The organism is Comamonas sp. F1-6, from assembly GCF_039581415.1.
In the GTDB taxonomy this organism is placed as follows: Bacteria; Pseudomonadota; Gammaproteobacteria; order Burkholderiales; family Burkholderiaceae_C; genus Comamonas; species Comamonas thiooxydans.
Window position 1 is genome coordinate 73270 of record NZ_JBCPWN010000004.1, and the last position, 26313, is coordinate 99582.

At 62.7% G+C, this 26313-nt stretch carries 23 protein-coding genes and 1 pseudogene; 17 read left to right on the forward strand and 7 right to left on the reverse strand.

Translation table 11 applies throughout. From position 1 onward, the window contains the following. Window positions 1-136 precede the first annotated feature (136 nt). From AAIL66_RS05655 to AAIL66_RS05665, 3 genes are all read left to right on the forward strand, one after another. Complete coding sequence (locus tag AAIL66_RS05655; protein WP_343496214.1) at window positions 137-595, forward strand: hypothetical protein; 459 nt, start codon at window positions 137-139, stop codon at window positions 593-595. After that, window positions 592-2406, forward strand: a complete 1815-nt coding sequence (locus AAIL66_RS05660) for a hypothetical protein (RefSeq protein ID WP_343496215.1) — start codon at window positions 592-594, stop codon at window positions 2404-2406. The genes AAIL66_RS05655 and AAIL66_RS05660 overlap by 4 nt, the downstream gene beginning before the upstream one ends. Before the next feature lie 134 nt (window positions 2407-2540). Then, window positions 2541-2906, forward strand: coding sequence for an STAS/SEC14 domain-containing protein (locus AAIL66_RS05665; RefSeq protein WP_034351737.1), 366 nt, complete (start codon window positions 2541-2543; stop codon window positions 2904-2906). Between the two features lie 64 nt (window positions 2907-2970). On the opposite strand, the gene fusA is transcribed toward AAIL66_RS05665, so the two are convergent. Further along, window positions 2971-5094, reverse strand: coding sequence for an elongation factor G (gene fusA / locus AAIL66_RS05670; protein WP_034351739.1), 2124 nt, complete (start codon window positions 5092-5094; stop codon window positions 2971-2973). Between the two features lie 224 nt (window positions 5095-5318). Here fusA and AAIL66_RS05675 point away from each other — a divergent pair, with 224 nt between their 5' ends. After that, entirely contained in the window at window positions 5319-5564 is a 246-nt protein-coding gene (locus tag AAIL66_RS05675) for a hypothetical protein (RefSeq protein ID WP_034407752.1), read from the forward strand. A gap of 35 nt (window positions 5565-5599) precedes the next feature. Here AAIL66_RS05675 and AAIL66_RS05680 read toward each other — a convergent pair whose 3' ends face one another. Next, window positions 5600-5992: a hypothetical protein gene (locus AAIL66_RS05680; RefSeq protein ID WP_343496216.1), complete on the reverse strand. Its 393-nt coding sequence runs from the start codon at window positions 5990-5992 to the stop codon at window positions 5600-5602. Between the two features lie 425 nt (window positions 5993-6417). Between AAIL66_RS05680 and AAIL66_RS05685 the strand changes: the two are divergent. Beyond that, window positions 6418-9049, forward strand: a pseudogene (locus tag AAIL66_RS05685) (penicillin acylase family protein). Window positions 9050-9169: 120 nt separating this feature from the next. Here AAIL66_RS05685 and AAIL66_RS05690 read toward each other — a convergent pair. Continuing rightward, entirely contained in the window at window positions 9170-10150 is a 981-nt protein-coding gene (locus tag AAIL66_RS05690) for an alpha/beta hydrolase (protein WP_343496217.1), read from the reverse strand. A 157-nt stretch (window positions 10151-10307) separates the two neighbouring features. On the opposite strand from AAIL66_RS05690, the gene AAIL66_RS05695 reads away from it, so the two are divergent. The 7 genes from AAIL66_RS05695 (at window position 10308) to AAIL66_RS05725 (ending at window position 18186) form a co-directional block, all read left to right on the forward strand. Next, a complete protein-coding gene (locus tag AAIL66_RS05695; protein WP_343496291.1) occupies window positions 10308-11369 on the forward strand; it encodes an aldo/keto reductase in 1062 nt (353 codons plus the stop codon). 69 nt (window positions 11370-11438) lie between these two features. Next, on the forward strand, window positions 11439-11939 hold the full coding sequence (gene ybaK / locus AAIL66_RS05700; protein ID WP_343496218.1) for a Cys-tRNA(Pro) deacylase: 501 nt from the start codon (window positions 11439-11441) through the stop codon (window positions 11937-11939). A gap of 195 nt (window positions 11940-12134) precedes the next feature. Beyond that, a complete protein-coding gene (gene plsY / locus AAIL66_RS05705) occupies window positions 12135-12821 on the forward strand; it encodes a glycerol-3-phosphate 1-O-acyltransferase PlsY (protein WP_034351753.1) in 687 nt (228 codons plus the stop codon). Window positions 12822-12906: 85 nt separating this feature from the next. Then, window positions 12907-14433 carry a DUF4178 domain-containing protein gene (locus AAIL66_RS05710; RefSeq protein WP_343496219.1) on the forward strand — a complete coding sequence of 509 codons (1527 nt, stop codon included), beginning with the start codon at window positions 12907-12909 and terminating at the stop codon, window positions 14431-14433. A 51-nt stretch (window positions 14434-14484) separates the two neighbouring features. After that, a complete protein-coding gene (locus AAIL66_RS05715) occupies window positions 14485-14703 on the forward strand; it encodes a DUF350 domain-containing protein (protein ID WP_003063240.1) in 219 nt (72 codons plus the stop codon). A 196-nt stretch (window positions 14704-14899) separates the two neighbouring features. Next, window positions 14900-16450, forward strand: coding sequence for a polyamine aminopropyltransferase (locus tag AAIL66_RS05720; protein ID WP_034383795.1), 1551 nt, complete (start codon window positions 14900-14902; stop codon window positions 16448-16450). Continuing rightward, window positions 16450-18186: an FAD-dependent oxidoreductase gene (locus AAIL66_RS05725; RefSeq protein ID WP_343496220.1), complete on the forward strand. Its 1737-nt coding sequence runs from the start codon at window positions 16450-16452 to the stop codon at window positions 18184-18186. The genes AAIL66_RS05720 and AAIL66_RS05725 overlap by 1 nt, the downstream gene beginning before the upstream one ends. Window positions 18187-18192: 6 nt before the next feature. Here the strand turns inward: AAIL66_RS05725 and AAIL66_RS05730 are convergent, their stop codons facing one another. From AAIL66_RS05730 to AAIL66_RS05740, 3 genes are all read right to left on the reverse strand, one after another. Next, entirely contained in the window at window positions 18193-19185 is a 993-nt protein-coding gene (locus AAIL66_RS05730) for a phosphodiesterase (protein ID WP_343496221.1), read from the reverse strand. Between the two features lie 15 nt (window positions 19186-19200). Next, window positions 19201-19830 (reverse strand): TIGR02281 family clan AA aspartic protease, encoded by a 630-nt coding sequence (locus AAIL66_RS05735; protein ID WP_237704415.1) that lies wholly within the window; start codon window positions 19828-19830, stop codon window positions 19201-19203. Window positions 19831-19965: 135 nt separating this feature from the next. Continuing rightward, entirely contained in the window at window positions 19966-20451 is a 486-nt protein-coding gene (locus AAIL66_RS05740) for a YajQ family cyclic di-GMP-binding protein (protein ID WP_003063225.1), read from the reverse strand. Between the two features lie 103 nt (window positions 20452-20554). Here AAIL66_RS05740 and murB point away from each other — a divergent pair, with 103 nt between their 5' ends. Then, complete coding sequence (murB, locus tag AAIL66_RS05745; RefSeq protein WP_034393080.1) at window positions 20555-21652, forward strand: UDP-N-acetylmuramate dehydrogenase; 1098 nt, start codon at window positions 20555-20557, stop codon at window positions 21650-21652. A gap of 59 nt (window positions 21653-21711) precedes the next feature. Here murB and AAIL66_RS05750 read toward each other — a convergent pair whose 3' ends face one another. Continuing rightward, window positions 21712-22203, reverse strand: coding sequence for a hypothetical protein (locus tag AAIL66_RS05750; protein ID WP_034351767.1), 492 nt, complete (start codon window positions 22201-22203; stop codon window positions 21712-21714). Window positions 22204-22465: 262 nt separating this feature from the next. Here AAIL66_RS05750 and phaR point away from each other — a divergent pair, with 262 nt between their 5' ends. From phaR to AAIL66_RS05770, 4 genes are all read left to right on the forward strand, one after another. Beyond that, window positions 22466-23011, forward strand: coding sequence for a polyhydroxyalkanoate synthesis repressor PhaR (gene phaR, locus AAIL66_RS05755; RefSeq protein WP_012837888.1), 546 nt, complete (start codon window positions 22466-22468; stop codon window positions 23009-23011). A gap of 215 nt (window positions 23012-23226) precedes the next feature. Further along, the gene (locus tag AAIL66_RS05760; RefSeq protein ID WP_343496222.1) at window positions 23227-24609 is read left to right on the forward strand and encodes a DUF1329 domain-containing protein; all 1383 of its coding nucleotides are present in this window, start codon (window positions 23227-23229) and stop codon (window positions 24607-24609) included. Window positions 24610-24752: 143 nt separating this feature from the next. Further along, window positions 24753-25517: an SDR family oxidoreductase gene (locus AAIL66_RS05765; RefSeq protein WP_034351769.1), complete on the forward strand. Its 765-nt coding sequence runs from the start codon at window positions 24753-24755 to the stop codon at window positions 25515-25517. Window positions 25518-25666: 149 nt separating this feature from the next. Next, complete coding sequence (locus AAIL66_RS05770; protein WP_034351770.1) at window positions 25667-26059, forward strand: VOC family protein; 393 nt, start codon at window positions 25667-25669, stop codon at window positions 26057-26059. Window positions 26060-26313 lie beyond the last annotated feature (254 nt).

A 26313-nucleotide genomic window follows, 5' to 3' on the forward strand; every position in this document is an offset into this window, starting at 1 on the left:
GAGGTTGAGCCGCCAGCATGGCCTGCGCCTCGTGTCTGTGCCTAAGATGATTCAGTTTTAATAGCTGTTAACGTAGATTGCATATAGGCTGAATGCCAATCTGGCTTGTATTTTTGAGATCGGGAAGGACGCACGCATGGGCAAGGCTGCACTGCCGTGGACCGAGGAAATGCTGGCCCTGCTGGGCCAGGAAAAAGACGCCGTGCTGGCCGAGCGCTGGGGCACATCGGCCAAGACGGTCAACCTCAAGCGCAATGCGCTGGGCATTCCCGCCTTCGGGCATTTCCGGTGGACGCAGCCAGCGCTGGCTCTGCTGGGCCGGGAGGCCGATGCCGAGGTGGCGAAGCAGCTGGGCATCAGCAAGGCCAGCGTGGTGGCCAAGCGCACCGAGCTCGGTATTGACTCGGTGACAGGAGCTGCTGCCAGCAGCGCTTTCGACTGGAGCGACGAGGCCGTGGCCTTGCTGGGTACGGCAGCCGACGCCAAGATTGCCGAGCAACTGGGCATGAGCCGCCTCACGGTCTACAACGCTCGCATCGCCAGGGGGATTGCTGCTGCAGGCCGGGGGGCAGCGGGCAAGAGCCGCGAACCATGAACCGTGCTGGCGCGCCAGCGACCGAGCTTGGGCCGACCCGGCCGTGGACTCTGCTGCGCGCGGTACTGCTGGGCTGGCTGTGGCTGGCGGCCCTGGCCGGCTTTTCCCATCTGCTGACGCGCTTGCCGCCCTGGGGCTGGCTGCTCGCAGTCCTGCTGCTGGTGCTGTTGCCAGCCTGGGGGCATTGGCTGCTCCTGATGCTGCGCAAAAAGCTGCTGCGTTTGCAGTTCGCGCCGCAGGGGCATATCGGCCGCTGGCTCGGCGGCGGTTGGTGGCCGGCCTGCAAGGCATTGGCACTGGCCTTGCTGTTGTGCACCAGCTCACTCTGGCAGGCCTGGTTTCTGGCGCCCTGGGAATGGGCGCTGCTGGCGCTGGCCCCCTTGCTTCATGTCTTGCTGGCCTGTGGCATGCAGGCGGGCCTGAAGCGAGAGTTTTCATCGCCAGCCTTTGCCTGGGCCTTCACCCAGCGCGCTGCCACCTGGCTGCTGCTGGTGTTTCTGGGCGGTGGCTGGCTCTATGGCATGGTCAGTCAGCAGGATATGGGACGGGCGCTGGCGGCCGGTATGAAGCCTGAAGCGCTGAATCTTGCTCTGGCCCAGATTCATGCTGCGCCCTCGGGGCTGGTGCGCTGGGGGCTGGATGCCCTGCTTGCCGTGCAGCTGGCGAGTGGCGCCATGGCCGACCTGCCCCAGTTGCCCGTGCTGCGCCTGTTGCTGCTGGCGCTGTTCGGCCCGGTAGGCGTGCTGCTGTGCCTGGGGCGCGCCATACAGGGGGCATCGGCTTCCTCGGCCCTGCTGCTGCAGGCCAGGCCTTCGGGGCCAGTGCGCAATGACGTGCCTTCGCCGGCCGCACCTTTGCCGGCCGCGCCTTTGCTGGCCCTGGTTGCCGTGCTGGTGCTGGGCATTCTGGTGCAGACCACGGCAGCCCTTGACGGCCTGGCGCGTGCGCAGGAGAGCCCGCTGGCGCTCAAGCGCCTGCCCGAGTGCGAGCGCATCGGGCAGCAGCTCTATCGCCTCGGCACGCTGGACGCCACACGTCAGCAGGTTCTGCAGCTGCTGGGCCGGGCCCAGGCCGGACAGGCCCTGTGCCAGAGCATCCCGGAGATGAACCAGCAACTGGATGCCGCCGTCGAGCGCTATCTGGACTGGTATTTCAGTCTGGGGGCGGAGTGGGGCCGCATCCTCAGTCTGCTCACGGGCGATGTGAGTCAGTTTCTGCAGAACAAGCTCAGCGAAACCCTGGGAGCCACGCCAGGGCTGGAGGGCTGGGTGCAGACCCTGCAAAAGCAGGCGCTGACCAGCGGTGCCGCTCTGGCCGAGGGCCAGCAGCGCATCGAGCAAACCCTGGCGCGTCATCATCTGGCCCTGAGTCCCGAGCAATGTCTGGTGCGTGCCGAGGTTGCCAGCCTGCCTGCGCTGGAGCTGCTGGGCGATGCACGCCAGCGTCTGACGGCCAGTGCCCTGGTGGGCACGGGGGGCGGTGCTTTTGCCGCGGCCGTCGCAGGCAAAGCCATGGCCAAGGCCTCGATGAAGGCCGCCAGCAAGGTGCTGGCCAAGGCGGCTGCCAAGCAGGGTCTGGGCAAGGCCGGGGCAGCGGTAGCCGGTGCGGCTGTGGGCTCTGTCGTTCCCGGTGTCGGCACGGCAGTGGGGGCGGTGGCGGGAGCGGTCGCCGGTGTGGTGCTGGGCGTGGGGATTGACTGGGCGGCACTTTATGCCGAAGAACTGCTGACACGCGATGCCATGCGCGCCGATCTGCGTGCCGCGCTGGGCGAGCAGATGCAGAGCCTGAGCCGGGCCATGGGCTGCCAGTAAGCGAATCAGTCGCGTTTCAGCAAGTCCGTACAGAGCGGCGGCAAGGGCAGAGAAAACCTGTGCTGCGGGTGCTGTCTAGGGCTGCATTCCAGTGAGCGCAGGCGTACAGTGAAGTTTCGCTGCAGGAGTTGCATATGCTCAATTACTCCCTCATGAAACCCGAAGGCATCTTGCTGCTGGAGCCCCATGGGCCCCTGACCGAGCAGGATTTTGACGGCGTCAGCCAGGATGTGGACGAATTCCTGGCCGAGCATCCCAAACTGCATGGGGTGATGATTCAGTCCAAGGACTTTCCAGGCTGGGAAAACTGGGCCGGCTTCAGCGCCCATATGGGCTTTGTCAGAGACCATCGCCATCAGGTGGAGCAGATCGCTCTGGTGACCGACAGTCATCTGGCGGGCATGGCCGAGTTCGTCGGCAGACATATCACGCATGCCGAGGTCAGGCATTTCCCCTTTACCGAAGATGCCATGGCCATGCAGTGGCTGCATGCGTCCTGAGTCGTCTGTCTGAACCCGCCCGGCAACTCTGCCGCCGAGCCGCGACAGAGTTGCCTGGATCCGCCTAGCCCTGTTTTCGGTGACCGGTCGTCGCGTTCGCTGCGGCCGCCGCCTGCTGCGGGGCCTGCGCGTAGCGCTTGAACTCCATGGTGTAGGTGGCGCGGCCCTGAGTCATGGAGCGCAGATGCGTGGCATAGCCGAACATTTCCGATAGCGGCACCTCGGCCCTGATGGTCTTGCCGTCGCCTGCGATATCGTCCATGCCCTGCACGGCGCCGCGGCGCGAGGACAGATTGCCCATCACGGCGCCTGCGTATTCCTCGGGCGTCTCCACCTCGACGGCCATGATGGGCTCCAGGATCACCGGGTCGGCTTTCTTGCAGGCTTCCTTGAAGCCCAGGATGGCGGCCATGCGGAAGGCCTGCTCCGAGGAGTCCACCTCGTGGTAGGAGCCGAAGGTCAGCCGCACCCGCACATCGACCACCGGGTAGCCGGCCAGAACGCCCGAGTTCATGGCTTCGCGCAGGCCTTTTTCCACGGCGGGGATGAACTCGCGCGGAATCACGCCACCCTTGATTTCATCGACAAATTCAAAGCCCTTGCCCGATTCCAGCGGCTCCACGCTCAGCACCACATGGCCGTACTGGCCCTTGCCACCGGACTGGCGAACGAACTTGCCGTCCACATCGCTGACTGTTTTGCGAATGGTTTCGCGGTAGGCCACCTGGGGCTTGCCCACATTGGCGGCCACATTGAATTCACGTTTCATGCGGTCGACGATGATTTCCAGGTGCAACTCGCCCATGCCGGCAATGATGGTCTGGCCCGATTCCTCGTCGGTGCTGACTCTGAAGGACGGGTCTTCGGCCGCGAGGCGCGCCAGTGCCAGGCCCATTTTTTCCTGGTCGGCCTTGCTCCTGGGCTCAACCGCCTGGGCGATCACGGGTTCGGGGAAGGAGATTTTTTCGAGCACGATGGGCGCTTGCGGATCGCACAGCGTCTCGCCCGTGCTCACGTCCTTGAGGCCCACGCAGGCCGCAATGTCGCCGGCGCGGATTTCGTCGATCTCCTGGCGTGCGTTGGCATGCATCTGCACGATGCGGCCTATGCGCTCCTTTTTACCGCGGGTCGGGTTGTAGACCAGATCGCCCTTGGCCAATACGCCCGAGTAAACGCGTACAAAGGTCAACTGGCCCACGAAGGGGTCGGTCATGAGCTTGAAGGCAAGGGCGGCGAATCTTTCGTCATCGCTGGCATGGCGTATCAGCGTGGTGCTGGCGCTGTCGTCCTCGCTATGACCCTCGATGGCAGGAACATCGAGCGGCGAAGGCATGAGCTCGACAATCGCATCGAGCAGACGCTGCACGCCCCGGTTCTTGAAGGCCGAGCCGCAGAGCATGGGCTGAATTTCGGTGGCGATGGTGCGCAGGCGCAGGCCGGTGATGATGTCCTCGGCACCGAGGTCGCCGCTGTCCAGGTATTTCTCGGTCAGGGCTTCATTGGCCTCGGCAGCGGCTTCCACCATCTTCTGGCGCCATTCCTGTGCGCTGGCCAGAAGTGCAGCGGGGATCTCCTGGTACTCGAACTTCACCCCCTGCGACTCGTCGTCCCAGAAGATGGCTTTCATCTTGATGAGGTCGACCAGACCATGAAAATCGGCTTCAGCTCCGATGGGGATGACGATGGGAACCGGGTGGGCCTTGAGGCGGTCCACCATCATCTGGCGCACACGAAAGAAATCGGCGCCCACGCGGTCCATCTTGTTGACGAAGGCCAGGCGCGGCACCTTGTACTTGTTGGCCTGGCGCCAGACGGTCTCCGACTGTGGTTGCACGCCGCCCACGGAGTCGTAGACCATGACCGCGCCGTCGAGAACGCGCATGGAACGCTCGACCTCGATGGTGAAGTCCACGTGGCCGGGTGTGTCGATGATGTTGATGCGATGGGCCGGGAAGTTGTGCTCCATGCCCGACCAGAAGGCCGTGGTGGCCGCCGAGGTGATGGTGATGCCGCGTTCCTGCTCCTGCTCCATCCAGTCCATGGTGGCAGCGCCGTCATGGACTTCGCCCAGCTTGTGGTTGACCCCGGTATAGAACAGTATGCGCTCGGTGGTGGTGGTCTTGCCGGCATCGATATGCGCGGAGATGCCGATATTGCGATAGCGTTCTATGGGCGTGTGGCGAGCCATGATGACCTCCCTGAAACACAGTTCTGAAACTGAAGCGCCGGCACCATGTTGCGGAGCCGGCAAGCAGAGGAAACGCATCGGAAATACTAGAGAGATGGCTACAAACTCACTGCCAGAGTGGGTATGGCTCGCGGCATAAAACACAAGCAGCAGGCCAGGGCGCAAGGCCTGGAGCCTGGCGGGCACCCGGCTTTCCCTTCATTCAAGAACAAGGACTTGTGAACATGACAGAGCAGAGCATTCAGATCGCAGCCCACAAAATGGTCTACATCCTGGTGGTGGAGCAAAGCCTGCGTGCCGGCGAAGGAATGAGCGAGAAAGCGCTTGCTGCCGACCTGCAAAAGCATGGCATCTTCGACGGCGAGCGTCAGTCCGCGCTGGACTGGGCCGTCACCAGGGGCTGGCTGCAAAAAGCAGGCGGCGAGGTGCGCTTGACCGAAGCCGGCTTTGACATGAATTTCACGCAGTAGCGGCAGCCGCCGGGCAGCAGCCGCCGCCCCGGCGTCTATTCCAGATAGACGCCTTTTTCCTTTTTGCGTGCTCGCATGCCGGTGCGCAGGAACAGCTCGCTGCCGCCCTGCACGGCCAGGGGCTGGCTGGGCTTGCCGGCTGCTTTGGCCAGATGGGCATCGGCGCGCGCATTCCAGTGCTCCAGCAGATCCTGCAGGGCAAGGCGCTCTGTTTCGGTCAACTGCGGATGCTGCTCCAGGAAATTCTGCAGATACTGGCGCGCATCCTGCTCCAGCTGCTCGCGCGTGGTGGCCAGCGAGATATAGCTGATGTCATCGTCGCGCCCGCTGGTATGCGTGCCCAGCAGATAGCAGCCGATATAGTCGCCCCGGGTCTGACCCACGGCGGGGTCCTGGCTGAGTTTCTTGAGCAGACTGAAGGGCCACATGCGTTGAATTCCTTGGGACTGACGCGAACAGGGAAGCACGACAGGCATGGAGCGCCATGCCTGATCCGAATCTGCGTAAGTCGTTTTACTAAGAACGCGTTTACGATCTCTACGCAGCCGCGTTGGAGCGCAATCGGGATGAGTTCGAAGCGATGGCTCGCCGCTTGCACCGTGGTGCAAGCAAGAGACAGCGCGCAGTAAATCGCCCGATTTCGCTCCAACCCTTCGGGACAGTGTCTTTGCGGACGCCCGGTCAGGGGGGGTCTGCGGCGTTGCGAATCCTCGCAATAGCAGAGCTATTGCTGCGGTATCGCGCCTCGCATTCCATCCCGCAAAGCCACTGTCGCGGCGCGAGGAGATCGTAAACACGTTCTACGGGCCGTGGCCCAAACAGGTATTGTCGCCCATGGCTGGACGCGATCAGCATGTGGATGTTGCGCACCGGACGCATGACAAGAGGCGATATGGGAGACATCACTTCGGCGGCAGAACCCTCTGCACGTCCCTGGCTCAGGCGCACACTGAATCTGGCGGCTGCGGCCACCGGGCTGGTTTTGCTGGCAGGGGCCGCGTTGGCGGTCTATGGCATGCGGGCCCAGCCGCGCATGGATGGCAAGCTGGTCCTCGCCGGGCTTGAGCGCAGCGTGTGGGTCAGGCGCGACGAGTCCGATATCACGCATATCAGCGCCCGGTCGCCGCAGGATGTCTGGCGGGCCCTGGGCTTTGTCCATGCGCAGGAGCGCGGCTGGCAGCTGGAGTTCAACCGCCGTCTCATGCAGGGGCAGCTGTCGGAGATTCTGGGGCCGGCCACGCTGGAGCTGGACAAGCTGATGCGTGCTCTCGATATTCATGGCGCGGCGCGTCGCCAGTACGCGGCGCTGCCGCCCTCGGTGCAGGAGGCCTTGCAGGCCTACAGTCAGGGTATCGCCGCCTTTTATGCCAGGCCTTCGCAGGCTGCAGCGCCGGAGTTCCTGCTGCTGGGCACCAGGGCCGGAGCAGGAGGGCCATCGACCTGGGAGCCTGAAGACACCGTGGGCTGGGCGTTGATGATGGCGCTGGATCTGGGTGGCAACTGGGGCAACGAGTTCGCACGGCTGAATCTGCTGCAGGTCCTGAGCACCGAGCAGCTGTGGCAGCTGATGCCTGCCTATCCGGGCGAGCAGCCCGCGACGGCCGTTGATCTAGCCCAGCTTTACCGCCAGTTGGGCGTGTACCGCGAGGCCGATGCGTCGCAGAAGCTCTCTGTCCCGGTGCAGCAGATTGAATCTGCCCTACAGCAATGGGCGGCCTCCATGGCGAGGGACATGGGCAGCAACGACGGACTGGGCAGCAACAACTGGGTGGTGGCCGGCAGCAAGACCCGAAGCGGCAAGCCCTTGCTGGCCAACGATCCGCATCTGGGGCTGAGCGCTCCAGCCATCTGGTATTTCGCGCGCCTTCAGTCGCCAGAGGGCCGGGCCGGCGACGGCAGCGTCCTGAGCGCGCTGGATGTAACGGGTGCCACCTTGCCCGGCATGCCCTTCGTGGTGCTGGGCCGTACGGCGCAGGTGGCCTGGGGCTTTACCAACACCAACCCCGATGTGCAGGATCTGTATCTGGAACAGATCAACCCGACCGATGCCAGCCAGTACCGCACGCCCATGGGCTGGGAAAAGTTTGTCGTGCGCGAGGAAGTCTTCAAGGTCAAGGGCCAGAGCGATGTCAGGGTGACGCTGCGCAGCACGCGCCACGGCCCGGTGATCAGCGACGCGCAGCAGCAATACGGCAAGGTCATCAACACCGATCGCTATGCGCTGGCCCTGCGCTGGGCAGCGCTGGACACTGACAACCGCACGGTGGAGGCCGGCCTCAGAGCCAACGGGGCGCAGACCGTGCCCGAATTGTTCGAGGCATTTTCCATCTACCACTCGCCCATGCAAAGCATTGTGGCGGCCGATGTGCAAGGACATATCGGCTTCAAGGCCGCGGGCAGGGTGCCTGTGCGTGCGCCGGGCAATGACTTGCGCGGCGTGGCGCCGGCGCCCGGCTGGGATGCGCGGTATGACTGGCAGGGCTGGCTGGGATACGACCAGACGCCGCAGGACGATGGCGGCACGCGCGGCTTTGTGGCCACGGCCAACCAGCGCGTGACGGATGCCGGCTATGCGCATTTTCTGACCCAGGACTGGAGCCTGCCTTACCGCCACCAGCGCATAGAGCAACTGCTGGCGGCAGGCAGCCAGCATGACGTGGCCAGCATGGCGGCGATTCAGAACGATGTGCAGTCCCTGGCCACCCAGGCCTTGCTGCCCGTGCTGCGCAAGGCGCAATCGAGCCACGCCTTGGCAGAGCAGGCGCAGCAACTGCTGGCGGGCTTTGAGGGGCAGATGGAGCGGGACAGGCCCGAGCCGCTGATCTTCTCGGTATGGGTCGACGAGCTGACGCGCGGCCTGGTGATTCCGCGCATTGGCGAGCAGCGCTTTGCCATGAGCTACGGCAAGCGTGACTTCCGCGCCGGGCTGGAGGGAATGCTGGCGCGCAATGACGCTTGGTGGTGCGCGCCGCTGAGCTGTGAGCAACAGTCAGGGCAGGCGCTGACCCGAACGCTGGACAAGCTGCAGGCGGCCTATGGCAATGATCCGCGCCAATGGCGCTGGGGCGCGGCGCATCCGGCGCTCAGCGCGCACAAGCCGCTGGGGCGCGGCGCATCCGGCGCTCAGCGCGCACAAGCCGCTGGGCGCGGTGGCGGCGCTGGCCGGCGTGTTCAATGTCAGTGTGGCCTCGGGCGGTGACACCTATAGCGTCAACGTCGGGCAGTACAACGCCAACCCGTCGCCCGCCGATGCCAAAGGTCCGCTGGGAGGACGCTTTGTCAGCCGCCATGCGCCCTCGTTGCGCGCCATCTACGACCTCAGCGATCCGGAGTCCTCGCAGTTCATCTACCAGACCGGGCAGAGCGGGCTGGCGCTGTCGGGCCGCTATGCCGACATGAGTGCGGAATGGGCCGACGGCCGCTATCGCCCGCTGCGGATGCAGCCCGGGCGCTGGCGCCATGTGCTGGAGCTGCAGGCTCGGTGATCCAGAGTTTGCTATTGTTAAATGAGCTGATAGCGTATGTATTCAATTGATTTAAGAGGTAAATAGATCTGAAATCATTTGATAACATGCGCCAAAAGCTCTTTTTTAGATAGCAAGCGGTCAGCGCAGAAAATCCTCGATCAGCCTGGCCACGGCCTCGGGCTGGTCGTGGTGCAGCATATGGCCGGCGTCTTGCACGCGGGCGATCTCGCATTGCGGGATGTGGCGAATGCGCTCGTGGTACTGCTCCAGCGTGTAACGGCCCTGGTGCCAATGGCCAAGGCTGTCGTCCGATGCTTCAACCGACAGGGTAGGCGCGCTGATGGCGGCCAGGCAGGCCAGGGCCTCGTCCACGCGGTAGAGATAGGGGTTGGAGAGCTTGTGTGCGGCGTCGCCCAGAATATGCCAGCGGCCCTGGGCATCCGGGGCCGACCAGTGATGAGCCAGCCATAGCGCCTTGTCGCGGGGCAGGCGGCGATTGGTTTTCTGCAGGCGATTGGCCACGGCCTCCACGCTGTCGTAGGGGGCGAGACCCATGCCGCCCGCCCGCTGCTCGCGCAGCTGATCCATCCATTGGGCCAGACGCCCGGGGGCCTGGTCGGGCCTTGTGGGCGCCATGCCGAAGCCCTCGAGATTGACAAAGCGGCGTATGCGCTCGGGCCGCGCCCCGGCATACATGCAGGAGATATTGCCGCCCATGCTGTGGCCGACCAGGTCGATGGGCTGATCGGGTGAAATCTGCTCCAGCAGCATGTCCAGGTCGGCCAGGTAGTCGGTGAAGTAGTAGCTGTCGCAGGGCTCGGTGCAGCGGCTCAGGCCGAAGCCGCGCCAGTCGTGGGCAAGGATGCGGCGGCCCTGAACAAAGGCGTCGCTGAAGGCATCGACTACAAACTGGTAGGAGGCGGCCACATCCATCCAGCCATGGGCCAGCACCAGCACGGGCAACTCGGGATCGATTCCAGAAGCCGGCTCGGGCTCCCAGCTTCGCTGGTGGTAGTGCATATTGCGCACGGGCAGCATCTGCGAGCGCCACTGGCGGCGCGGCTGATAGGGCGGGATATCGGTGAGCTGGCCGGTCTGCGCGGGGTTGTGCGTTGTCATATTGTCTCCGTTGTTTTGATTATTGCTGCGCTTGCAGCATGGCCCGTCGTGCGCGGGACAGCGGTGTCAGCAAAAACAAGGAGTCTGCCCCGATCTTGTACGGTCAGGCTCTAAACTTGGAAGCATGACTTCTGCTGCATCCACTTCCCGTCTTTCCATGAATCCCGTTGCTCTGGGGCAGAGCGATCTGCGCGTCAGCCCCATCTGTCTGGGCACCATGACATTCGGCGAGCAGGTCGATGAGGCTGAAGCCTGGCGCATCATGGACCGAGCTGTGGAGCGCGGCGTGGAGTTCTTCGACACGGCCGAGATGTATGCCGTGCCCGCCCGTGAGACCACCTTTGGCGCGACGGAATCCATCATCGGTCGCTGGCTCAAGGCTCGCCCCGGCATGCGCGAGCGGATCACGCTGGCCAGCAAGGTGGCCGGTCCATCGCGCGGCATGCCCTGGATCCGCGAAGGCTCTGGCATGTCGGCGGATGACATTGTTCGTTCCTGCGACGCCAGCCTTGAGCGCCTGCAGACCGAGGTGATCGACCTCTACCAGATTCACTGGCCCGAGCGCCATGTGCCGGCCTTCGGCACTATGTATTACGACCCGCAGAAGGAAAGCTCGCTCACGCCCATTCACGAGCAGTTGCAGGCGCTGGCCGGTCTGGTCAGGCAGGGCAAGATTCGCCATATCGGTCTGTCCAACGAGACGCCTTATGGCGTGCACGAGTTTGTGCGACTGGCCGAGCAGCATGGGCTGCCGCGTGTGGCCGCGATCCAGAACCCTTACTGCCTGATCAACCGCAGCTATGAGAACGGGCTGGACGAAACCTGTCACCGTCTCGAGGTGTCGCTGCTGGCCTATTCGCCGCTGGCTTTCGGCCTGCTGACGGGCAAGTTCGATCAGTTTGCGCCGACCGAGGCCGGTGCGCCCAAGCAGGCACGCATTGCCAGGTATGAATCCGTGCAGAAACAGCGCTGGGGTCGCCCCGATGCGCTGGCCGCCGCGCGCCGCTACAACGCGCTGGCGCGCGAGCACGGCCTCACTCCCACGCAGCTGGCATTGGCCTTTTGCTACACCAAGTGGCAGGTGGCCAGCACCATCATCGGTGTGACTTCGGTGGCCCAGCTCGACGAGGATCTCGATGCCTGGGGAACCGAGCTGTCTGCCGAGCTGCTGGCCGAAATCGACCGCATCCGCTGGGAGATGCGCGATCCTGCTGTCTGATCGCTTTATTGAGGGAAAATGGCTAGTGGCCCATATCGGGTATGCGCCACTAGCTATCAAAATTGAATCATGGCAAAAAAAGACAAAAACCCCCATGTGAGCGAGACTCCGGCCACGCAGATGCTCAGGGCCCACAAGGTGGAGTTCACCGAGCACCCCTATGACTATGTGGAGCATGGCGGTACCGAGGAGTCGGCGCGTCAGCTGGGACTGGACGAGCATGCGGTGGTCAAGACCCTGGTGATGCAGGATCAGGATGCCAGGCCGCTGATCGTGCTCATGCATGGCGATTGCAAGGTATCGACCAAGAACCTGGCACGCCAGATCGGGGCCAAGAGCGTGGAGCCCTGCAAGCCCGAAGTGGCCAACCGCCACAGCGGCTATCTGGTGGGCGGCACCTCGCCCTTCGGCACCAGGCGCGAAATGCCGGTCTATATCGAGGAAACCATACTCGCGCTGCCACGCATCGCCATCAATGGCGGGCGGCGCGGCTATCTGGTGCAACTGGCCCCTGAGGTCTGCACCCGTTTGCTCGATGCCCGGCCGGTGCACTGCGCGCTGGCAGAATAGGGGGCTGGTCAGCCGGGGCAGACGCCGGCTGGCAAAAAAGCAAACAACTAAAACATACGCAATCAAGGATCTACAACGGCATTGCTATCGACAAGAAAGCATGCACGGTCCGAACTTGCGTAAGTCGTGACAACAATCGGCTCCGTCGACTTGGGTTGGCGGGCCTAAGGGCCAGTCTCTGGCCGAGGAATTCCTTTGAACGCCCTCTATCCCGTTATTGCCGTCATCGCGGCCTATCTGATTGGTTCGCTGTCTTTCGCCGTCATCGTCAGCCGCGTCATGGGCCTGAACGATCCGCGCACCTATGGCAGCGGCAACCCCGGTGCCACCAATGTGCTGCGCTCGGGCAGCAAGGCGGCTGCGGCTGTCACGCTGTTGCTGGATGCGCTCAAGGGCCTGGTGCCCGTGGTGCTGGTCAAAGCCTTCGGCGCGCAGTTCGGGCTGGGCGACAGCACGGTCGCGTTGGTCGGCCTGGCGGCTTTCCTGGGCCATCTGTACCCGGTGTTCTTCGGCTTCAAGGGTGGCAAGGGCGTGGCCACGGCCTTGGGCGTGCTGCTGGGCATCAGCGGCTGGCTGGGTCTTGCGACGGCCCTGACCTGGGTCATAGTGGCCGTGTTCTTCCGTTATTCCTCCCTGGCCGCGCTGGTGGCATCGGTGTTCGCGCCCGTGTATTACGTGCTGTGCAGCGGCATCGTCTGGGATGCGGAAACGCCCATTACTGCCGCGATTGTCGTGATGGCGATCCTGCTGGTCTGGCGTCATCGCGAAAACATCCAGCGCCTGATCGCCGGCAAGGAATCCAGGCTGGGACAGAAAAAGACCGATGGCTCCAAGCCTGCAGAGGGCGCGGCCCGCAAGAACGGCAAGAGCAAGCATCGCTAGGACGCGGCTGCTACATTTCGCCGAGGCCGCCTTCAGGCCTCTTCCATTCAAGCGCAAGAAGCTCCTGATTAAATAGCAAAAAGATATGGCTTCCAGCCCATCGCAGCGCGACTACAGCGCTCCCTGTCCTGGTTGTGGCGCGCCGGTCCACTTCGCCAGTGCGCAATCGAGTTTTGCCGTCTGCGAGTTCTGTCGCAGCACCGTGCTGCGCGATGGCGAGACGCTCAAGCGCATTGGCTCCATGGCCGAGGTGTTCGAGGACTACAGCCCGCTGCAACTGGGCGCCTCGGGCATGGTCAAGCGCAACGGCAAGCCCGAGCCCTTCACCATCGTGGGCCGCGCGCAGTACAAAAGCGCGGCTGGCAACTGGTCGGAATGGGTGGCTGCGCTCAGCAACGGCGAGCTGGCCTGGCTGAGCGAGGACAACGGCAGCTTTGTCTTTGCCGTGAGCTGGCAGCCGCCGGGCTGGAACGTGACCGAGTTCCAGCAGCGTGAATGGCGAATGGGCCGCGAGCTCAAGGCAGGCACCGAATCCTTCACCGTCACCAGCATTCAGGATGCGCAACTGATGGCGGCTCAGGGCGAGCTGCCCCAACTGCCTCAGCTGGGCAAGAGCTTCAAGCTGGTGGAGCTGCGCAGCGACAAGAACCAGATTCTCTCCATCGACTTCAGCGACAAGACACCGGCCTTCAGCCTGGGGGCAGCCGTGGCGCTGGATGCTTTGCAGATGCAGGGCCTGCGCAGCAGCGCCCAGCAGAAAACCCAGGGCCGCCACTTCAACTGTCCCAAGTGCGGTGCCGTGGTGCCCGTGCGCTTCGATACCACCAAGGCCCTGAGCTGCCCCAGCTGTGGCAGCCTGATCGACATGTCCAAGGGCATGGGGGCGGAGCTGAGCTATGCCGAGCAGCGCAGAAAGGTCAAGCCTCCGATCCCGCTGGGCAGCGAAGGCACGCTGGATGGCCTGAAATGGCAGGTCGTGGGTTTTCAAAGGCGCAGCGGGCGTGGTCTGGGCGAGGATGAGGACGACAGCTTCACCTGGGACGAGTACCTGCTCTACAACAAGAAGGCGGGCTTTTCGTTCATCGTCGATTCAGAAGACGGCTGGAGCACGGCCCGCGTCATCACGGGTGCTCCCAAGCTCAGCAAGAACGGCGCCACTGCGACCTATCTGCAGCGCAAATACCAGCGCGACTACGCCTACCTGGCGGAGACGGAATATGCAGAGGGCGAGTTCTACTGGCCCGTCTTCAAGGGCGCCAAGTCCAGCAATGTGGACTTTGCCAATGGCGGCAAGCAGTCCACGCTGGCGCTGGAGACTGCCAATCAGGAAACGACCTGGACCCATGGCCAGCGCGTTTCGGCTGAGACGGTGGCCAAGGCGTTCGGCACGGCCAAGCTCAAGGATCGCTCCCAGGTCAGTCCTCTGTCGGGCAGCGGCTTCAGCTGGGGCACGATTCTGTTCTGGTTGTTCCTGCTGCTGTTCATCCTGCCGTTCCTGCGTGCCTGCATGTCCAGTCCCAACTGCGACCCGCGCACAGATCCCAACTGCACGTACAGCCGCTCCAGCAGCGGCTCCTACGGTGGTTACACCTCTGGTGGCAGCCATAAATAAGCGTCGCTGCTCTTACAGGCAGGCCCCCTATCTCATTACAGGAGAGACATCATGAATTTCGACTGGTTCAGCGCCCAGAACTTCTTCGGCTCCATCATCTACGCCCTGGTGGGCGTGGTGGTGTTCTGGCTGTGCTTCATCATCATCGACAAGATCACGCCCGTGGACATGTGGGCCGAGATCGTGGAGAAGCACAACAAGGCACTGGCCATGGTGGTGGCGGCCATGTGCCTGGGGATCAGCATCATCGTCGCTGCGGCGATTCACTAAACACCCCCTGAGGCGCCCGCGCCTTCCCCCTCTCTCGCTACGCGGGAGGGGGACGACTGCATCGCTGCGCGGCGGCGCTTGCTGGCAGTCCCTCGTTTGCAGCGCGCCGGGTCTGAGCTTCAGAGTCCAATGGGAAGTGCTGATTCCTGAGGAGTGCAGGCCGATGGTGTGCTGAACTAGATAGAAAGTACCTTTGATGACTTCGATGGTGGCCGAGCAGGACAGCGCTGGCCTGGGGCCTAGGCCCATTGATGTGGCGCTGCTGGCCAGTGTGTTCGTGATTGCGGCCTGCGGTCTGCTCTATGAGCTGGCGGCAGGCGCGCTGGCATCCTATCTGCTCGGTGATTCGGTGCTGCAGTTCTCCACCATCATCGGCACCTATCTGTTTGCCATGGGCATAGGCTCGTGGCTGTCGCGCTATTTCGAAGATCAGCTGCCCGCGCATTTTCTGCGCGTGGAGCTGATGGTGGCGCTGGTCGGCGGTGCCTTGCCGGCCGTGCTGTTTCTGGCCAATGCCTATGCGCCGGGCGCGTTCCGCTTTCTGCTCTACGGCATGGTGATGGTGGTGGGCACCCTGGTGGGGCTGGAGATTCCGCTTGTCATGCGCATTCTCAAGCGCAATGCATCGCTTAAGGATCTGGTCTCCAAGGTGCTGACCTTCGACTATCTGGGAGCCTTGGCCGTGTCGCTGGCGTTTCCCATCGTGCTGGTGCCCAAGCTGGGGCTGGTGCGCACAGGTCTGCTGTTCGGCTTCATGAACGCGGCCATTGCCGTGTGGGCCCTGGTGCTGTTCAAGCATGAGCTGCGCAATCTGCGCGCCCATGCCTGGGCCTGTGCGCTGGTGCTGCTGGCCCTGGGTGGCGGCATCGCGGGCGCGGATCAGCTGACCCGGCTGGCCGACGACCATTTCTACCAGGACCGCATCGTGCTGAGCAGCAGCTCGCCCTACCAGCGCATCGTGGTGACACAGGGACGCCAGGGCGCGCGGCTGTACCTGAACGGCAATCTGCAGTTTGCCCAGAGCGACGAGTACCGCTATCACGAAGCGCTGGTCCACCCCGCCATGGCCGCACATGGTGCACCGAGGAAGGTGGCGGTGCTGGGTGGCGGCGACGGCATGGCCGTGCGCGAGGTGCTCAAGTACCCTGGCGTGGAGTCCGTGGTGCTGGTGGAGCTGGACCCGGCCATGACCGGCCTGTTCAAGAGCAATGCCATGATGACGGCGCTCAATGGCAATGCACTCAACGATGCCCGCGTGAGCATCGTCAACACCGACGCCTTTCACTGGTTGCAGGAGACTGCAGACACCTTCGATGTGATCGTGGTGGACTTTCCCGATCCCACGAATTTCGCCATAGGCAAGCTGTTCACCAATAGTTTTTATTCGCTGCTGGACAAGCGTCTGGCGGCCAGCGGCTATGCCGTGATTCAGACCACCTCGCCGCTGATTGCGCGCCAGAGCTTTTGGACCGTGGTGCAGACCGTGGAGTCCGTGGGTCTGACGGCGAAGCCCTATCACGTGCATGTGCCCAGTTTTGGCGAATGGGGTTTTGTGCTGGCCAGCCACCGTCCCTGGCGCGAGCCCGAGGCTTTGCCCGCTGGCATGCGTTTTCTGACCCTGCCCACGCTGCGCCTGATGTTTGACTTCCCTCTCGATATGGCGCGCCTGCCGACCGAGGTGAATCGCCTGTCTAATCAGGTGCTGGTCAACACCTATGAGCGCGAGTGGGGCAAGGTGGAGCATTGATGCGGGCCGATCTGAAGCGGCGCGACTGGCTCGGGCTGGCGGCTGCCAGCGCTTTGGGCGCAGCTGGCCTGGCCGGCTGCAAGCAGCCAGCGCCCAGACTGGAGGACTTGCCTGGCGGCTTCAGCGGCGTGGCGCTGGAGCGTGGTCATGGCCTGCGCCCTTTCTGGCAGCGCCTGGCGCAGGGGCTGGAGCTGCCTGCACCTGCGGTGGTGCACCGAGCGCCGGTCGTGATTGCGGGCGGGGGCATGGCCGGGCTGGCGGCCGCACGCGCGCTGGAACTGGCTGGCGTGCAGGGCGCAGCCTTGCTCGATACCCAGGCCGCCATGGGAGGCAACAGCCAGGCCGGGCAAGTCAAGGGCATTGCCTGCCCCCTGGGTGCCCACTATCTGCCCGTTCCCGGCGACGATGCCCATGAGGTGCAGGACTGGCTCGAGGAGCTGGGCGTGCGCCAGCGCTTCGCTGGCCGCTGGCGCTATGACGAGCGCTATCTCTGCCATAGCCCGCAGGAGCGTCTGTACTGGCAGGGCGGCTGGCACGAAGGACTGTTGCCGGTGCAGGGCGTGAGCCAGCGCACGCTGGAGCAATATGCGCTGTTTGAAAAGCAGGTCGAGGCAGCGTCTCGGGCGGCGGCCTTTGCCATGCCGTCCATCCGTGTCTGGCAGCGCGAAGCGGGTCTGCCTGCCTCTCATGCCGTGCTCGATGCACAGCGTTTCGACCAATGGCTGGCGGCGCAGGGCCTCGATGACGAGCGTCTGCTCTGGTATCTGGACTACAGCTGCCGGGATGATTTCGGTGCCGGTCTGAGCCGCGTATCGGCCTGGGCGGGGATTCACTATTTCGCCAGCCGCCATGGTTTCCACGCGCCGCGTCCGCAGTCCGAGCACGAGAGCGAAGCGGATGGCGAGCAGGTGCTGACCTGGCCCCAGGGCAATGGCTGGCTGTCGCAGCAACTGGCGGCGGGACTGAAAGCCACGCAGCTGCAGACCGATTGCAGCGTGCTTGCCGTCACCGAGGACGCGGGCGGCGTGCAGATCGAGGTTTATCACCATGGCCGCCAGCAGCATGAGCGCTGGCTGGCGCGCCATTGCGTGGTGGCGCTGCCCAGCTTTGTTGCTGCAAGAGTGCTGCGCAATGCGCCCGATTTTCTGCGTGCCGTGGCGGCTCGCCTGGACTGGGCCCCCTGGCTGGTGGCGAACATCCATATCGACCGACCGTTGGCCGACTACCCTGGCGCCGAGCCCGCCTGGGACAATGTGCTGTACCGCGATGGCAATGCGGGCGGGCTGGGCTATGTGGATGCGGGCAATCAGCGACTGGACCGCATCCGCAGCCAGCCCACGGTGCTGAGCTACTACCAGGCGCTGGGGGACTGGGCCGATGGGCGCCGGCAATTGATGCAGCAGCCGTTTGCCTTCTGGCGCGAGCGCATTGTGAACACGCTGAGCGAGCCGCACCCAGACTTGCTGCGGCATGCCACACGCATGGAAATCACCCGCTATGGCCATGCGATGGCGATTCCGCGTCCTGGCGATCAGCGGATATTGAGTGAAATAGCCGTCAAGTTCAGTGCCAGCAAGCGCAATCTGCTATTGAATGGGGAGCGAGTGCAAGGCCTGCCCACGCCTGCGACGGCGCGGCTGAGCTTTGCGCATTCGGACTGGGCCGGCTACTCGGTACTGGAAGAGGCGTTCACGCGTGGCCACCATGCCGGCCTGATCGCTGCACAAGGCGTCTAGAAAGGGTCAGCGTCTGCTGCCCGGCAGCTTCACCATGCGGTACAGCTCCGCATTGCCGCGTGCACTGTGAATGCCCAGCTGTGCCATGGAGCGCAGGTCCAGATCCAGCGTCAGCGAGGAACGCGCCAGCGCGGAGGTGATGGCCGGCCTGCGCCCGTCCAGATGCCAGATGGGCGGGTACATGCTGTGGCCGTCACGGTCGATCACGCTGGCAATCTCGGGCTCTTCCAGACTTTTTCCGCGGCGCAGCACCACGGCCACTTCGCCATTGTCCAGCTGCACATAGGTGCCGGGCGGGTACAGGCCCACGACATCGATCAAGGCCTGCTTGACCTCATCGGCGTATTGGCCGCCCTGCTGCAGCACTTGCAGCGACTCGGTAGCCGAGCGGCCGCTACGGGTCTTGCGTGGGCTGATCAGGGCCGCATAACGGTCTACCGTGCCCAGAATGCGTACCAGACGCTCCAGCGGCTGCAACTGTGCCAGCGGCGCGGGCTGCAGCACCACATTGTGGTATTGCACGGTGTCCAGCCAGAGTCGGTCACGCACCATGAGCCGCTCCAGCATCAGCCGGCCCTCTGTGGGGTGCTGCTTGACGGCTTCGGCTTGCTGGCTGCTCAGCGGTGTACGTTGCTCGGCCAGCTGATTCTGCAGCACGGTCATGCCGATGTTCATGGTCAGAGCGGCCTGGATCAGCGTGTCGCGCTCGGATTGAGGCAGGTCAAGCTCCTTGGCAAGGATATGGCACAGGCCCGCGCAGACCACGGCGTGAGACGGGCTATAGCCCACGGTTGTCGAGCTGGCACGTTGAAACATCAGATACAGCGCGGCATCACTGTCCTGCGTGATGAGGTCTTGCAGCCATAGATCAAGCTGGTGCAGCTTGATGGCAAAGCCGGGGATGCGCAGCGGCTCGGTCAGCAAAACCGCGAGTGCGGCCTCCAGATCCGACCATAGGCCCAGCAGGTCTTCATAGGGGTCGTCGTAGCGTGCGTGCATGGGCGAGAGGCGGGTTCAGTTCTTTTCCAGAACCATCTCATTGCCCTTGCGGGTCATCTGAAACCGGGTCAGCAGACTGTTGCCCAGCAGCACATAGGGCATGGACTGGGGGGCAACGACGGCCTCTATCCCGTAGACCTCCATCTCGCCCAGTCTGACGCTGTCGAGCTTGATGCGCCAGCCCTGGGCAGTGCCGTTGGCCGTGCGCATCAGGACGGGGGCACCCTGCTCGTAGGGCAGTCCCATGCGATCGGCATCGGCACGGCCTATGGCAATGGTGCTGGCGCCGGTGTCCACCATGTACTGCATGGTTTTCCCGTTGATATAGCCTCGATCCACAAAATGGCCGCGCGAGTCGGCGATCAGGACCAGCCGGCCCGAGCGCGCGGCGCCGCCAATGCCGCCCCGGCTGCCCACGCTGACCGGAGCTGCTCCCAGATGCACGGTCTGGCGCTGGCCCTTGATATCCACCACGGCGGAGTCGCCGCTGATCTGCAGCAGGCGCACCTCCTTGTGGCTTTCGTTGACGGCCAGCGCCTTGGGGGCACTGCCATCAATGACCAGCAAGGCCTTGCTGCCCAGCACGCCGGTCAAGGCTACGGACTGTCCAAAGGCACTGCTGGAGGCCACAGCGACTGAAAGCATGAGCCCCATGCGACGCAGGCCAGAGGCGCGGGGCAAGGAGCTGAGCTGGCCGCATCGCCCTGTGGCAACGGCCTCGCCCCCCTCCCGCAAGGCGAGGGAAGGGGAAGCAGCGGAGCTGCGCAGGGGGGGCTTCATTCAATCGCGGAAGTTGTTGAACGACAGAGGGTGGTCGGCCAGATCCTTGCGGATCAATGCCATGGCCGCCTGCAGATCGTCACGCTTGGCTCCGGTGATGCGGACCTTCTCTTCCTGAATGGCAGCCTGCACCTTGAGCTTGCTTTCCTTCATCAGCTTCTGGATCTTCTTGGCCAGCTCGGACTCGATGCCGTTCTTGACCTTGATGAGCTGCTTGACCTTGTCGCCGCCAATCTTCTGTGCCTTCTGGATGTCCAGGAAGCGCACGTCAACATTGCGCTTGGTCAGCTTGTTGCGCAGCAGGTCCTCGACTTGCTGCAGCTGGAACTCGGCATCGCCGTAAATGGTGATTTCCTTGTCCTTGAGTTCGACGGCGGCCGATGTGCCCTTGAAGTCGAAACGGGTGCCAATTTCCTTGGTGGCGTTGTCAACGGCGTTCTTCACTTCGACGAAATCGGCTTCGCAAACAGTGTCAAAAGAAGGCATGTGTAATTCCTATCAGTATCAGAGCGGTAAACAGCCACAGTGCGCCGGGCCGTGATGTGCTGCTTGCCAGCAGCAGAGCAGGCGCAGTGCGACAATTGGATGGATGTTAGTCGAGAAAAATGTTCCCCTGCAGCATTGCAACACCTTTGGCATTGCCGCGCGCGCCGAAACGCTGGTGCGCATTCGTAGCCAGGACGATATCCGTCAGTTTCTCGCCGACCCGCTATGGGGGCGGCAGCCTGTGTTCGTCCTTGGCGGTGGCAGCAATGTGGTGCTGACGGGCGACGTGGCCCCCGTGGTGCTCAAGATGGAAATCATGGGCATGCGGCTGCTGCGCGAAACCGACAGGCACTGGATTGTCGAGATCGGGGCAGGCGAGCGCTGGCATGACATGGTGGCATGGACGCTGGCCCAGGGCTATACAGGCCTTGAAAACATGGCCCTGATTCCAGGCACGGTAGGCGCGGCCCCGGTGCAGAACATCGGCGCTTACGGGATGGAGCTGCAGGATCGCTTCGACTCCCTGGACGCGATCGATCTGGTCACCGGCGAGCAGTTCAGCCTCAATGCCGCGCAATGTGCCTTCGGCTACCGTGACTCGGTGTTCAAACATGCACCGGCTCAGCCCAAGTACTGGCCCGTGACGGGCTCGACGGCTGTCCCGCGCGGCCTGGGTCTCAAAGGACGGGCGGTGATCACCCGGGTGCGTCTGGCGCTGCCCAAGAGCTGGCAGCCGGATCTGGGCTATCTCGATCTGCAGCGCAAGCAGGCGGAAAAAGGCATAGAGCAGCCGACTGCACAGCAGATCTTTGAATGGGTCTGCGAGATTCGTCGTGCCAAGCTGCCGGACCCCGAAGTCATCGGCAATGCGGGCAGCTTCTTCAAGAATCCCACGGTGACGACCGAGCAATGCGCGGACATCATCGCGCGCGAGCCCAAGATTGTTCACTATCCCATGGATGACGGCTCCATCAAGCTGGCGGCCGGCTGGCTGATCGATGCCTGCGGCTGGAAAGGCAAGACCATGGGCCGCGCGGGTGTCTACGACAAGCAGGCGCTGGTGCTGGTCAATCGCGGAGATCGCCACAGCCTCGACGCCAGCGTGACCGGCGGCGAGGTGATGACGCTTGCAGGGGCAATTCAGACCAGTGTCTACGAACGTTTTGGCATTCGCCTGGAGCCCGAGCCGGTGGTGATCTGACTTTGTCGGTACCAACAAAAAATGGAGCCAGGAGGCTCCATTTTTGGTGGTGAAAGCACTTATTTCCAGAAGGCCGGGCGCAGCAAGATACCGGAAATGCGGTAAGGCGCCTTGGGCTCGACCGCCAGTTCCATGGGCACAAAGCCCTTGGTGCAGCTCAGCAGCACGCTGGTGGCCAGAGGTGTGGAGCTTTCCATGCGGCCAACCGCCTGGCAGCTGCCGACGCCGGTGCGCACGGAGTCCAGGGCTTTCTGCACGGTGTCGATGGGGGAGTTCTTGAGGAACTCCTCGTTGAAATTGTTGGCAGCCAGCTTGGACTTGCCGTCCATGGCTGCGACAACTGCCTGCAGGCGCTTGCGCAATGCGGCGTCTGCGGCAGCGGCATCCACATTGGCAGGGGCTGCCTGAGCTGCGGGTGCTGCCTGCGGCGCAGCGGGCTTGGCGGCATCGGCCGCAGCAGCATCGGGCTGGGCCTGTGCTGCAGTCATGAAGCCGGCGGCAGCCAGCAGGGCGGTCAGACAAACAGCATTGCGTGTTTTGGTGGTAATCATCCGTTGAGCCTTTCGTCAAACAACGAGAGGCACTGTAAACCTTCTGCAAGCTTGATTTCGATAGACGGCAAACTGTTTTTTGTGAATAAATGGCAAAGACCTGATGCTGGCTGTGACGGTGGTGCGACTTTGTTGCAACACGGACAAGCAGGGTTGTCAGGGTTACTGCTTGCCGATGCGGCTTGTGCACTGCCTAAAATCTGTTGCACTGCAATAGCTCAATTGACGACGGGGCCGACCCCCAGAACATAAAGGACTTGCGATGCAAGAAAGCAAAGAGGGCAAAGAGGGTGATGTCCAGGTGGGGAGCCAGCGAATCATCAAGAAGTATCCCAATCGCCGCCTCTACGACACCAATACCTCTTCATACATCACTCTGGCCGAGGTCAAGCAACTGGTCATGGATAGCGAGCCGGTGGTCATCAGGGATGCCAAGACCAATGAAGACCTGACGCGTTCCATCCTGCTGCAGATCATTCTGGAAGAAGAAGCGGGCGGGGCTCCCATGTTCTCCGAGGCAATGCTGGCCAACATCATTCGCTTCTACGGTCATGCCATGCAGGGCTTCATGGGGAGCTACATCGAAAAGAACGTGCAGATGTTCACGGACTTCCAAAGCAAGCTTGCGGGCCAGTCCCAGGGCATGAACCCCGAGGCCTGGAAGCAGTTCATGAGCATGCAGCCGCAAGCCATGCAGGGTTTGATGGGCAGCTATATGGAGCAGTCCCAGAACATGTTCACGCAGATGCAGGAGCAGATGCAAAAGCAGACGGAGCAGATGCTGGGTGTGTTCGGCATCAAGCGCTGAACGAAAACTGCTTTTCCCGAGCGGGCCAATGGCCCGCTTTTTTGTGTCTGTTGCTGGCGTCTGCCTGCGCTAGTCCTAATTGACGATGTTTGCGATTGTCGCCGGTCGAACAATGATTTCGTTGCTTCCGAATCGCGAGTGGGCAAGGAAGAAGAACGATAAGAGAAGTTCAATGACAGGTAGATGCATGGCGGATGCATCCAAGGAGACTAGGCATGAAGTTAGGAGAGGGACCCCGTTTGCCGGCGGTCTTGGCTGCAGGTGTATTGTTTGTGGGGGGGGCTTGGGCCAAGGCGACGCCCGATGAGCTGGCCAGGCTGGGCAAGTCGTTGACCTGCACGGGAGGAGAAAAAGCGGGTACAGCCAGTGGTGTACCCGAGTTCACGGGCAAATGGCTGGGTACGCCGCCTGGCATTCAATACAACCCGCATGCTGGCCAGCACCCGGTGGACCCCTATGCCGGTGAAAAGCCGTTGCTCACCATCACGGCTGAGAATCTGGCGCAGTATGGCGAGCGCCTGAGCGAGGGGCAGAAGGCCATGTTTGCCAAATACCCCAAGACCTATCGCATTCCGGTCTATCAGGGCCACCGTGACTTTCGCTTCTCGGATGCCGTCTGCGCGGCGGCCAGAAAGAATGCCCAGGATGCCGTGATGAACGCAGACGGTCAGGGCACAACGGGTGCGGTCAAGGGGGCGCTGCCCTTCCCGTTCCCCAGAAATGGCCTTGAGCTGGCCTTCAACAATCTGCTGCCTTCGCGTGCTTTCACCGAACACACGCTGCGTGACAACGCCAATGTGTTGGCCGATGGCAGCATCGTCTGGGGTCGTGCCGACAATCGCGCTTTCAGTCAGATCAACGACCCGGCCAACGCAGGACAGCCACTGGGCAGTCCCATGTCCCAGGGCATGAATGCGGTCAAGTTGCCCGAACGCGAGAAAGGCGGCGTCAGCGTGGTTTCCGAGCCGGTTGAGTTTGGCAAGGAAAAGCGCCTGGGCTGGAGCTATGACCCCGGCACACGTCGTGTGCGCCAGATTCCCGAGTACGGTTTTGACCAGCCATTGTCGGGCACCGGTGGCAAACTGACGATTGACTCCGATCGCCTGTTCAACGGCTCGCCCGAGCGCTACAACTGGAAGTCGCTGGGCAAGAAGGAAGTCTATGTGCCGGCCAATGCCTACAAGATTCACGGCAGCAACGTGAAGTATGCCGATCTGCTCAAACCTGGTCATGAAAACCCCGACTACATGCGCTACGAGCTGCGCCGGGTCTGGGTGCTTGAGGCTTCGCTCAAGGATGGCTACCGCCACATGTTCGGCAAGCGCGTGCTGTTCCTCGATGAAGATACCGGGCAGGCACTGATGAGCGATTACTACGATGCACGCGGCCAGCTGTGGCTGCAGGCGGTGGTCAATCATTACTACGCCTTCGACGCAAGGATCTGGCATGCGGGCACCAGCTTCTATCACGACCTGAACTCTGGCGGCTATGTGGCCTACAACCTGTTCCAGGAGCGCCCCCAGGGTCCCGTCTTGAATAAGGGAAATATGACTGCAGCCATGTTTACGCCCGAAGCAGCGCGTAACGCAGGCAACTAAAAATGAATCCGGCAAACAGCTTGTGGCGTAGTTTGTGTGGCTGCGGGCTTTTGCCATTCAAGTCAGGAGGCGCTTGCGCCTCCTTTTTTATGTGGCAGTAGCAATGCCCTGCTCAGGGCTTGGAAAAATAAGAGGAGACGTAGATGACAAATCGTTTGCAGGGCAAGGTGGCGCTGGTCACTGGTGGTGCCAGCGGTGTGGGTCTGGAGGTGGTGAAGCTGCTTCTTGGTGAAGGCGCCAAGGTCGCATTCAGCGATATCAATGAAACGGCGGGGCAGCAACTGGCGGCTGAATTGGGCGAAGGCTCCATGTTTGTTCGCCATGACGTGAGCAGCGAGACGGACTGGACGCTTGTGATGGCGGCGGTGCAGCAACGTCTTGGCAGGCTCGATGTACTGGTCAACAATGCCGGCATCCTGCTGTCTGGTGATATGGAAACAGGGCGTCTGGAGGATTTCAGCCGCCTGCTCAAGATCAACACCGAGTCGGTCTTCATCGGTTGCCAGCAGGGCATTGCGGCGATGAAGCAGGCCGGTGGCTCCATCATCAATATGGCTTCGGTATCCAGCTGGCTGCCCGTGGAGCAATATGCCGGCTACAGCGCCAGCAAGGCTGCAGTGTCCGCGCTGACGCGCGCCGCTGCGCTGAACTGTCGCAAGCAAGGCTATGCGATTCGCGTCAACTCCATTCATCCCGATGGCATTTATACGCCCATGATGCAGGCTTCGCTGCCAAAGGGCGTGAGCAAGGAAATGGTCTTGCACGACCCCAAACTCAACCGCGCCGGCCGCGCCTATATGCCCGAGCGCATCGCGCAGCTGGTGCTGTTCCTGGCCAGCGACGAGTCCAGTGTCATGAGCGGTAGCGAGCTGCATGCCGATAACTCGATTCTGGGCATGGGGCTATAGATGAGAGCTTGAATCTGACCGTTCCCCGGAAGGCCTTGAAGCGTTTCAAGGCCTTTGCCGTTTTTGCTGAGTAGGATGATGCAGGCAATGGTCTTGAGCGGTAAAGATGCGACCGTTCAAATTCGGTTGGGTTTTGAGAGGATGCCTTCATGAAATTGGGTTACACAATCATCTACGTCCCGGATGTCTCGGCATCGCTGGAATTCTTTAGCCGGGCATTCGGCATACAACAGCGTTTTCTGCATGAATCCGGAACCTACGGCGAGCTCGAGACAGGGCAGACCACGCTGGCATTTGCCGCCCATGAACTGGGCGCGTTGAATTTTCCGGGAGGCCATGTCGAAGCGCACAGCTCTGCCAAGCCATTGGGATTTGAAATCGCGCTGGTCACGGAGGAGATCGTGCAGGCCCATCGGAACGCGCTGAGCGCCGGCGCCATCGAGATGGCCGCTCCGACGGCCAAGCCCTGGGGTCAGATGGTGTCTTATCTGCGTTGCCCCGACGGCTGCGTGGTGGAGCTTTGTACGCCCATGGCTGCCTGAGCCAAAGAGGCTCTTGGCCGTTGCCGGTGCTCAGCCCCAGCCCCAGCCGCAGCCGCAGCGAGCCGGGGACCAGGAAAGATTTTGCGGGCCACCTGGCGGTCTAGTGCCTGCAGTCAAGCATGAGCTGCATTGGCAGCCGTCTCCGTGTTGAGGCGGGTCAGTATGGTTTTGATAGCTGCCAACGCTTTATGGGCAAGGTATTGCTTCTATATACTCCCCTTTTTTCTGTGAACAGGGGAAGCAATGCTTGCGCG

Excerpts from the sequence above, each read along its gene's own strand:
- AAIL66_RS05655 (WP_343496214.1), top strand. The coding sequence starts at position 137 with ATGGGCAAGGCTGCACTGCCGTGGACCGAGGAAATGCTGGCCCTGCTG.
- AAIL66_RS05660 (WP_343496215.1), top strand. The coding sequence starts at position 592 with ATGAACCGTGCTGGCGCGCCAGCGACCGAGCTTGGGCCGACCCGGCCG.
- AAIL66_RS05665 (WP_034351737.1), top strand. The coding sequence starts at position 2,541 with ATGCTCAATTACTCCCTCATGAAACCCGAAGGCATCTTGCTGCTGGAG.
- fusA (WP_034351739.1), bottom strand. The coding sequence starts at position 5,094 with ATGGCTCGCCACACGCCCATAGAACGCTATCGCAATATCGGCATCTCC.
- AAIL66_RS05675 (WP_034407752.1), top strand. The coding sequence starts at position 5,319 with ATGACAGAGCAGAGCATTCAGATCGCAGCCCACAAAATGGTCTACATC.
- AAIL66_RS05680 (WP_343496216.1), bottom strand. The coding sequence starts at position 5,992 with ATGTGGCCCTTCAGTCTGCTCAAGAAACTCAGCCAGGACCCCGCCGTG.
- AAIL66_RS05690 (WP_343496217.1), bottom strand. The coding sequence starts at position 10,150 with ATGACAACGCACAACCCCGCGCAGACCGGCCAGCTCACCGATATCCCG.
- AAIL66_RS05695 (WP_343496291.1), top strand. The coding sequence starts at position 10,308 with ATGAATCCCGTTGCTCTGGGGCAGAGCGATCTGCGCGTCAGCCCCATC.
- ybaK (WP_343496218.1), top strand. The coding sequence starts at position 11,439 with ATGGCAAAAAAAGACAAAAACCCCCATGTGAGCGAGACTCCGGCCACG.
- AAIL66_RS05710 (WP_343496219.1), top strand. The coding sequence starts at position 12,907 with ATGGCTTCCAGCCCATCGCAGCGCGACTACAGCGCTCCCTGTCCTGGT.
- AAIL66_RS05715 (WP_003063240.1), top strand. The coding sequence starts at position 14,485 with ATGAATTTCGACTGGTTCAGCGCCCAGAACTTCTTCGGCTCCATCATC.
- AAIL66_RS05720 (WP_034383795.1), top strand. The coding sequence starts at position 14,900 with ATGACTTCGATGGTGGCCGAGCAGGACAGCGCTGGCCTGGGGCCTAGG.
- AAIL66_RS05725 (WP_343496220.1), top strand. The coding sequence starts at position 16,450 with ATGCGGGCCGATCTGAAGCGGCGCGACTGGCTCGGGCTGGCGGCTGCC.
- AAIL66_RS05730 (WP_343496221.1), bottom strand. The coding sequence starts at position 19,185 with ATGCACGCACGCTACGACGACCCCTATGAAGACCTGCTGGGCCTATGG.
- AAIL66_RS05735 (WP_237704415.1), bottom strand. The coding sequence starts at position 19,830 with ATGCTTTCAGTCGCTGTGGCCTCCAGCAGTGCCTTTGGACAGTCCGTA.
- AAIL66_RS05740 (WP_003063225.1), bottom strand. The coding sequence starts at position 20,451 with ATGCCTTCTTTTGACACTGTTTGCGAAGCCGATTTCGTCGAAGTGAAG.
- murB (WP_034393080.1), top strand. The coding sequence starts at position 20,555 with ATGTTAGTCGAGAAAAATGTTCCCCTGCAGCATTGCAACACCTTTGGC.
- AAIL66_RS05750 (WP_034351767.1), bottom strand. The coding sequence starts at position 22,203 with ATGATTACCACCAAAACACGCAATGCTGTTTGTCTGACCGCCCTGCTG.
- phaR (WP_012837888.1), top strand. The coding sequence starts at position 22,466 with ATGCAAGAAAGCAAAGAGGGCAAAGAGGGTGATGTCCAGGTGGGGAGC.
- AAIL66_RS05760 (WP_343496222.1), top strand. The coding sequence starts at position 23,227 with ATGAAGTTAGGAGAGGGACCCCGTTTGCCGGCGGTCTTGGCTGCAGGT.
- AAIL66_RS05765 (WP_034351769.1), top strand. The coding sequence starts at position 24,753 with ATGACAAATCGTTTGCAGGGCAAGGTGGCGCTGGTCACTGGTGGTGCC.
- AAIL66_RS05770 (WP_034351770.1), top strand. The coding sequence starts at position 25,667 with ATGAAATTGGGTTACACAATCATCTACGTCCCGGATGTCTCGGCATCG.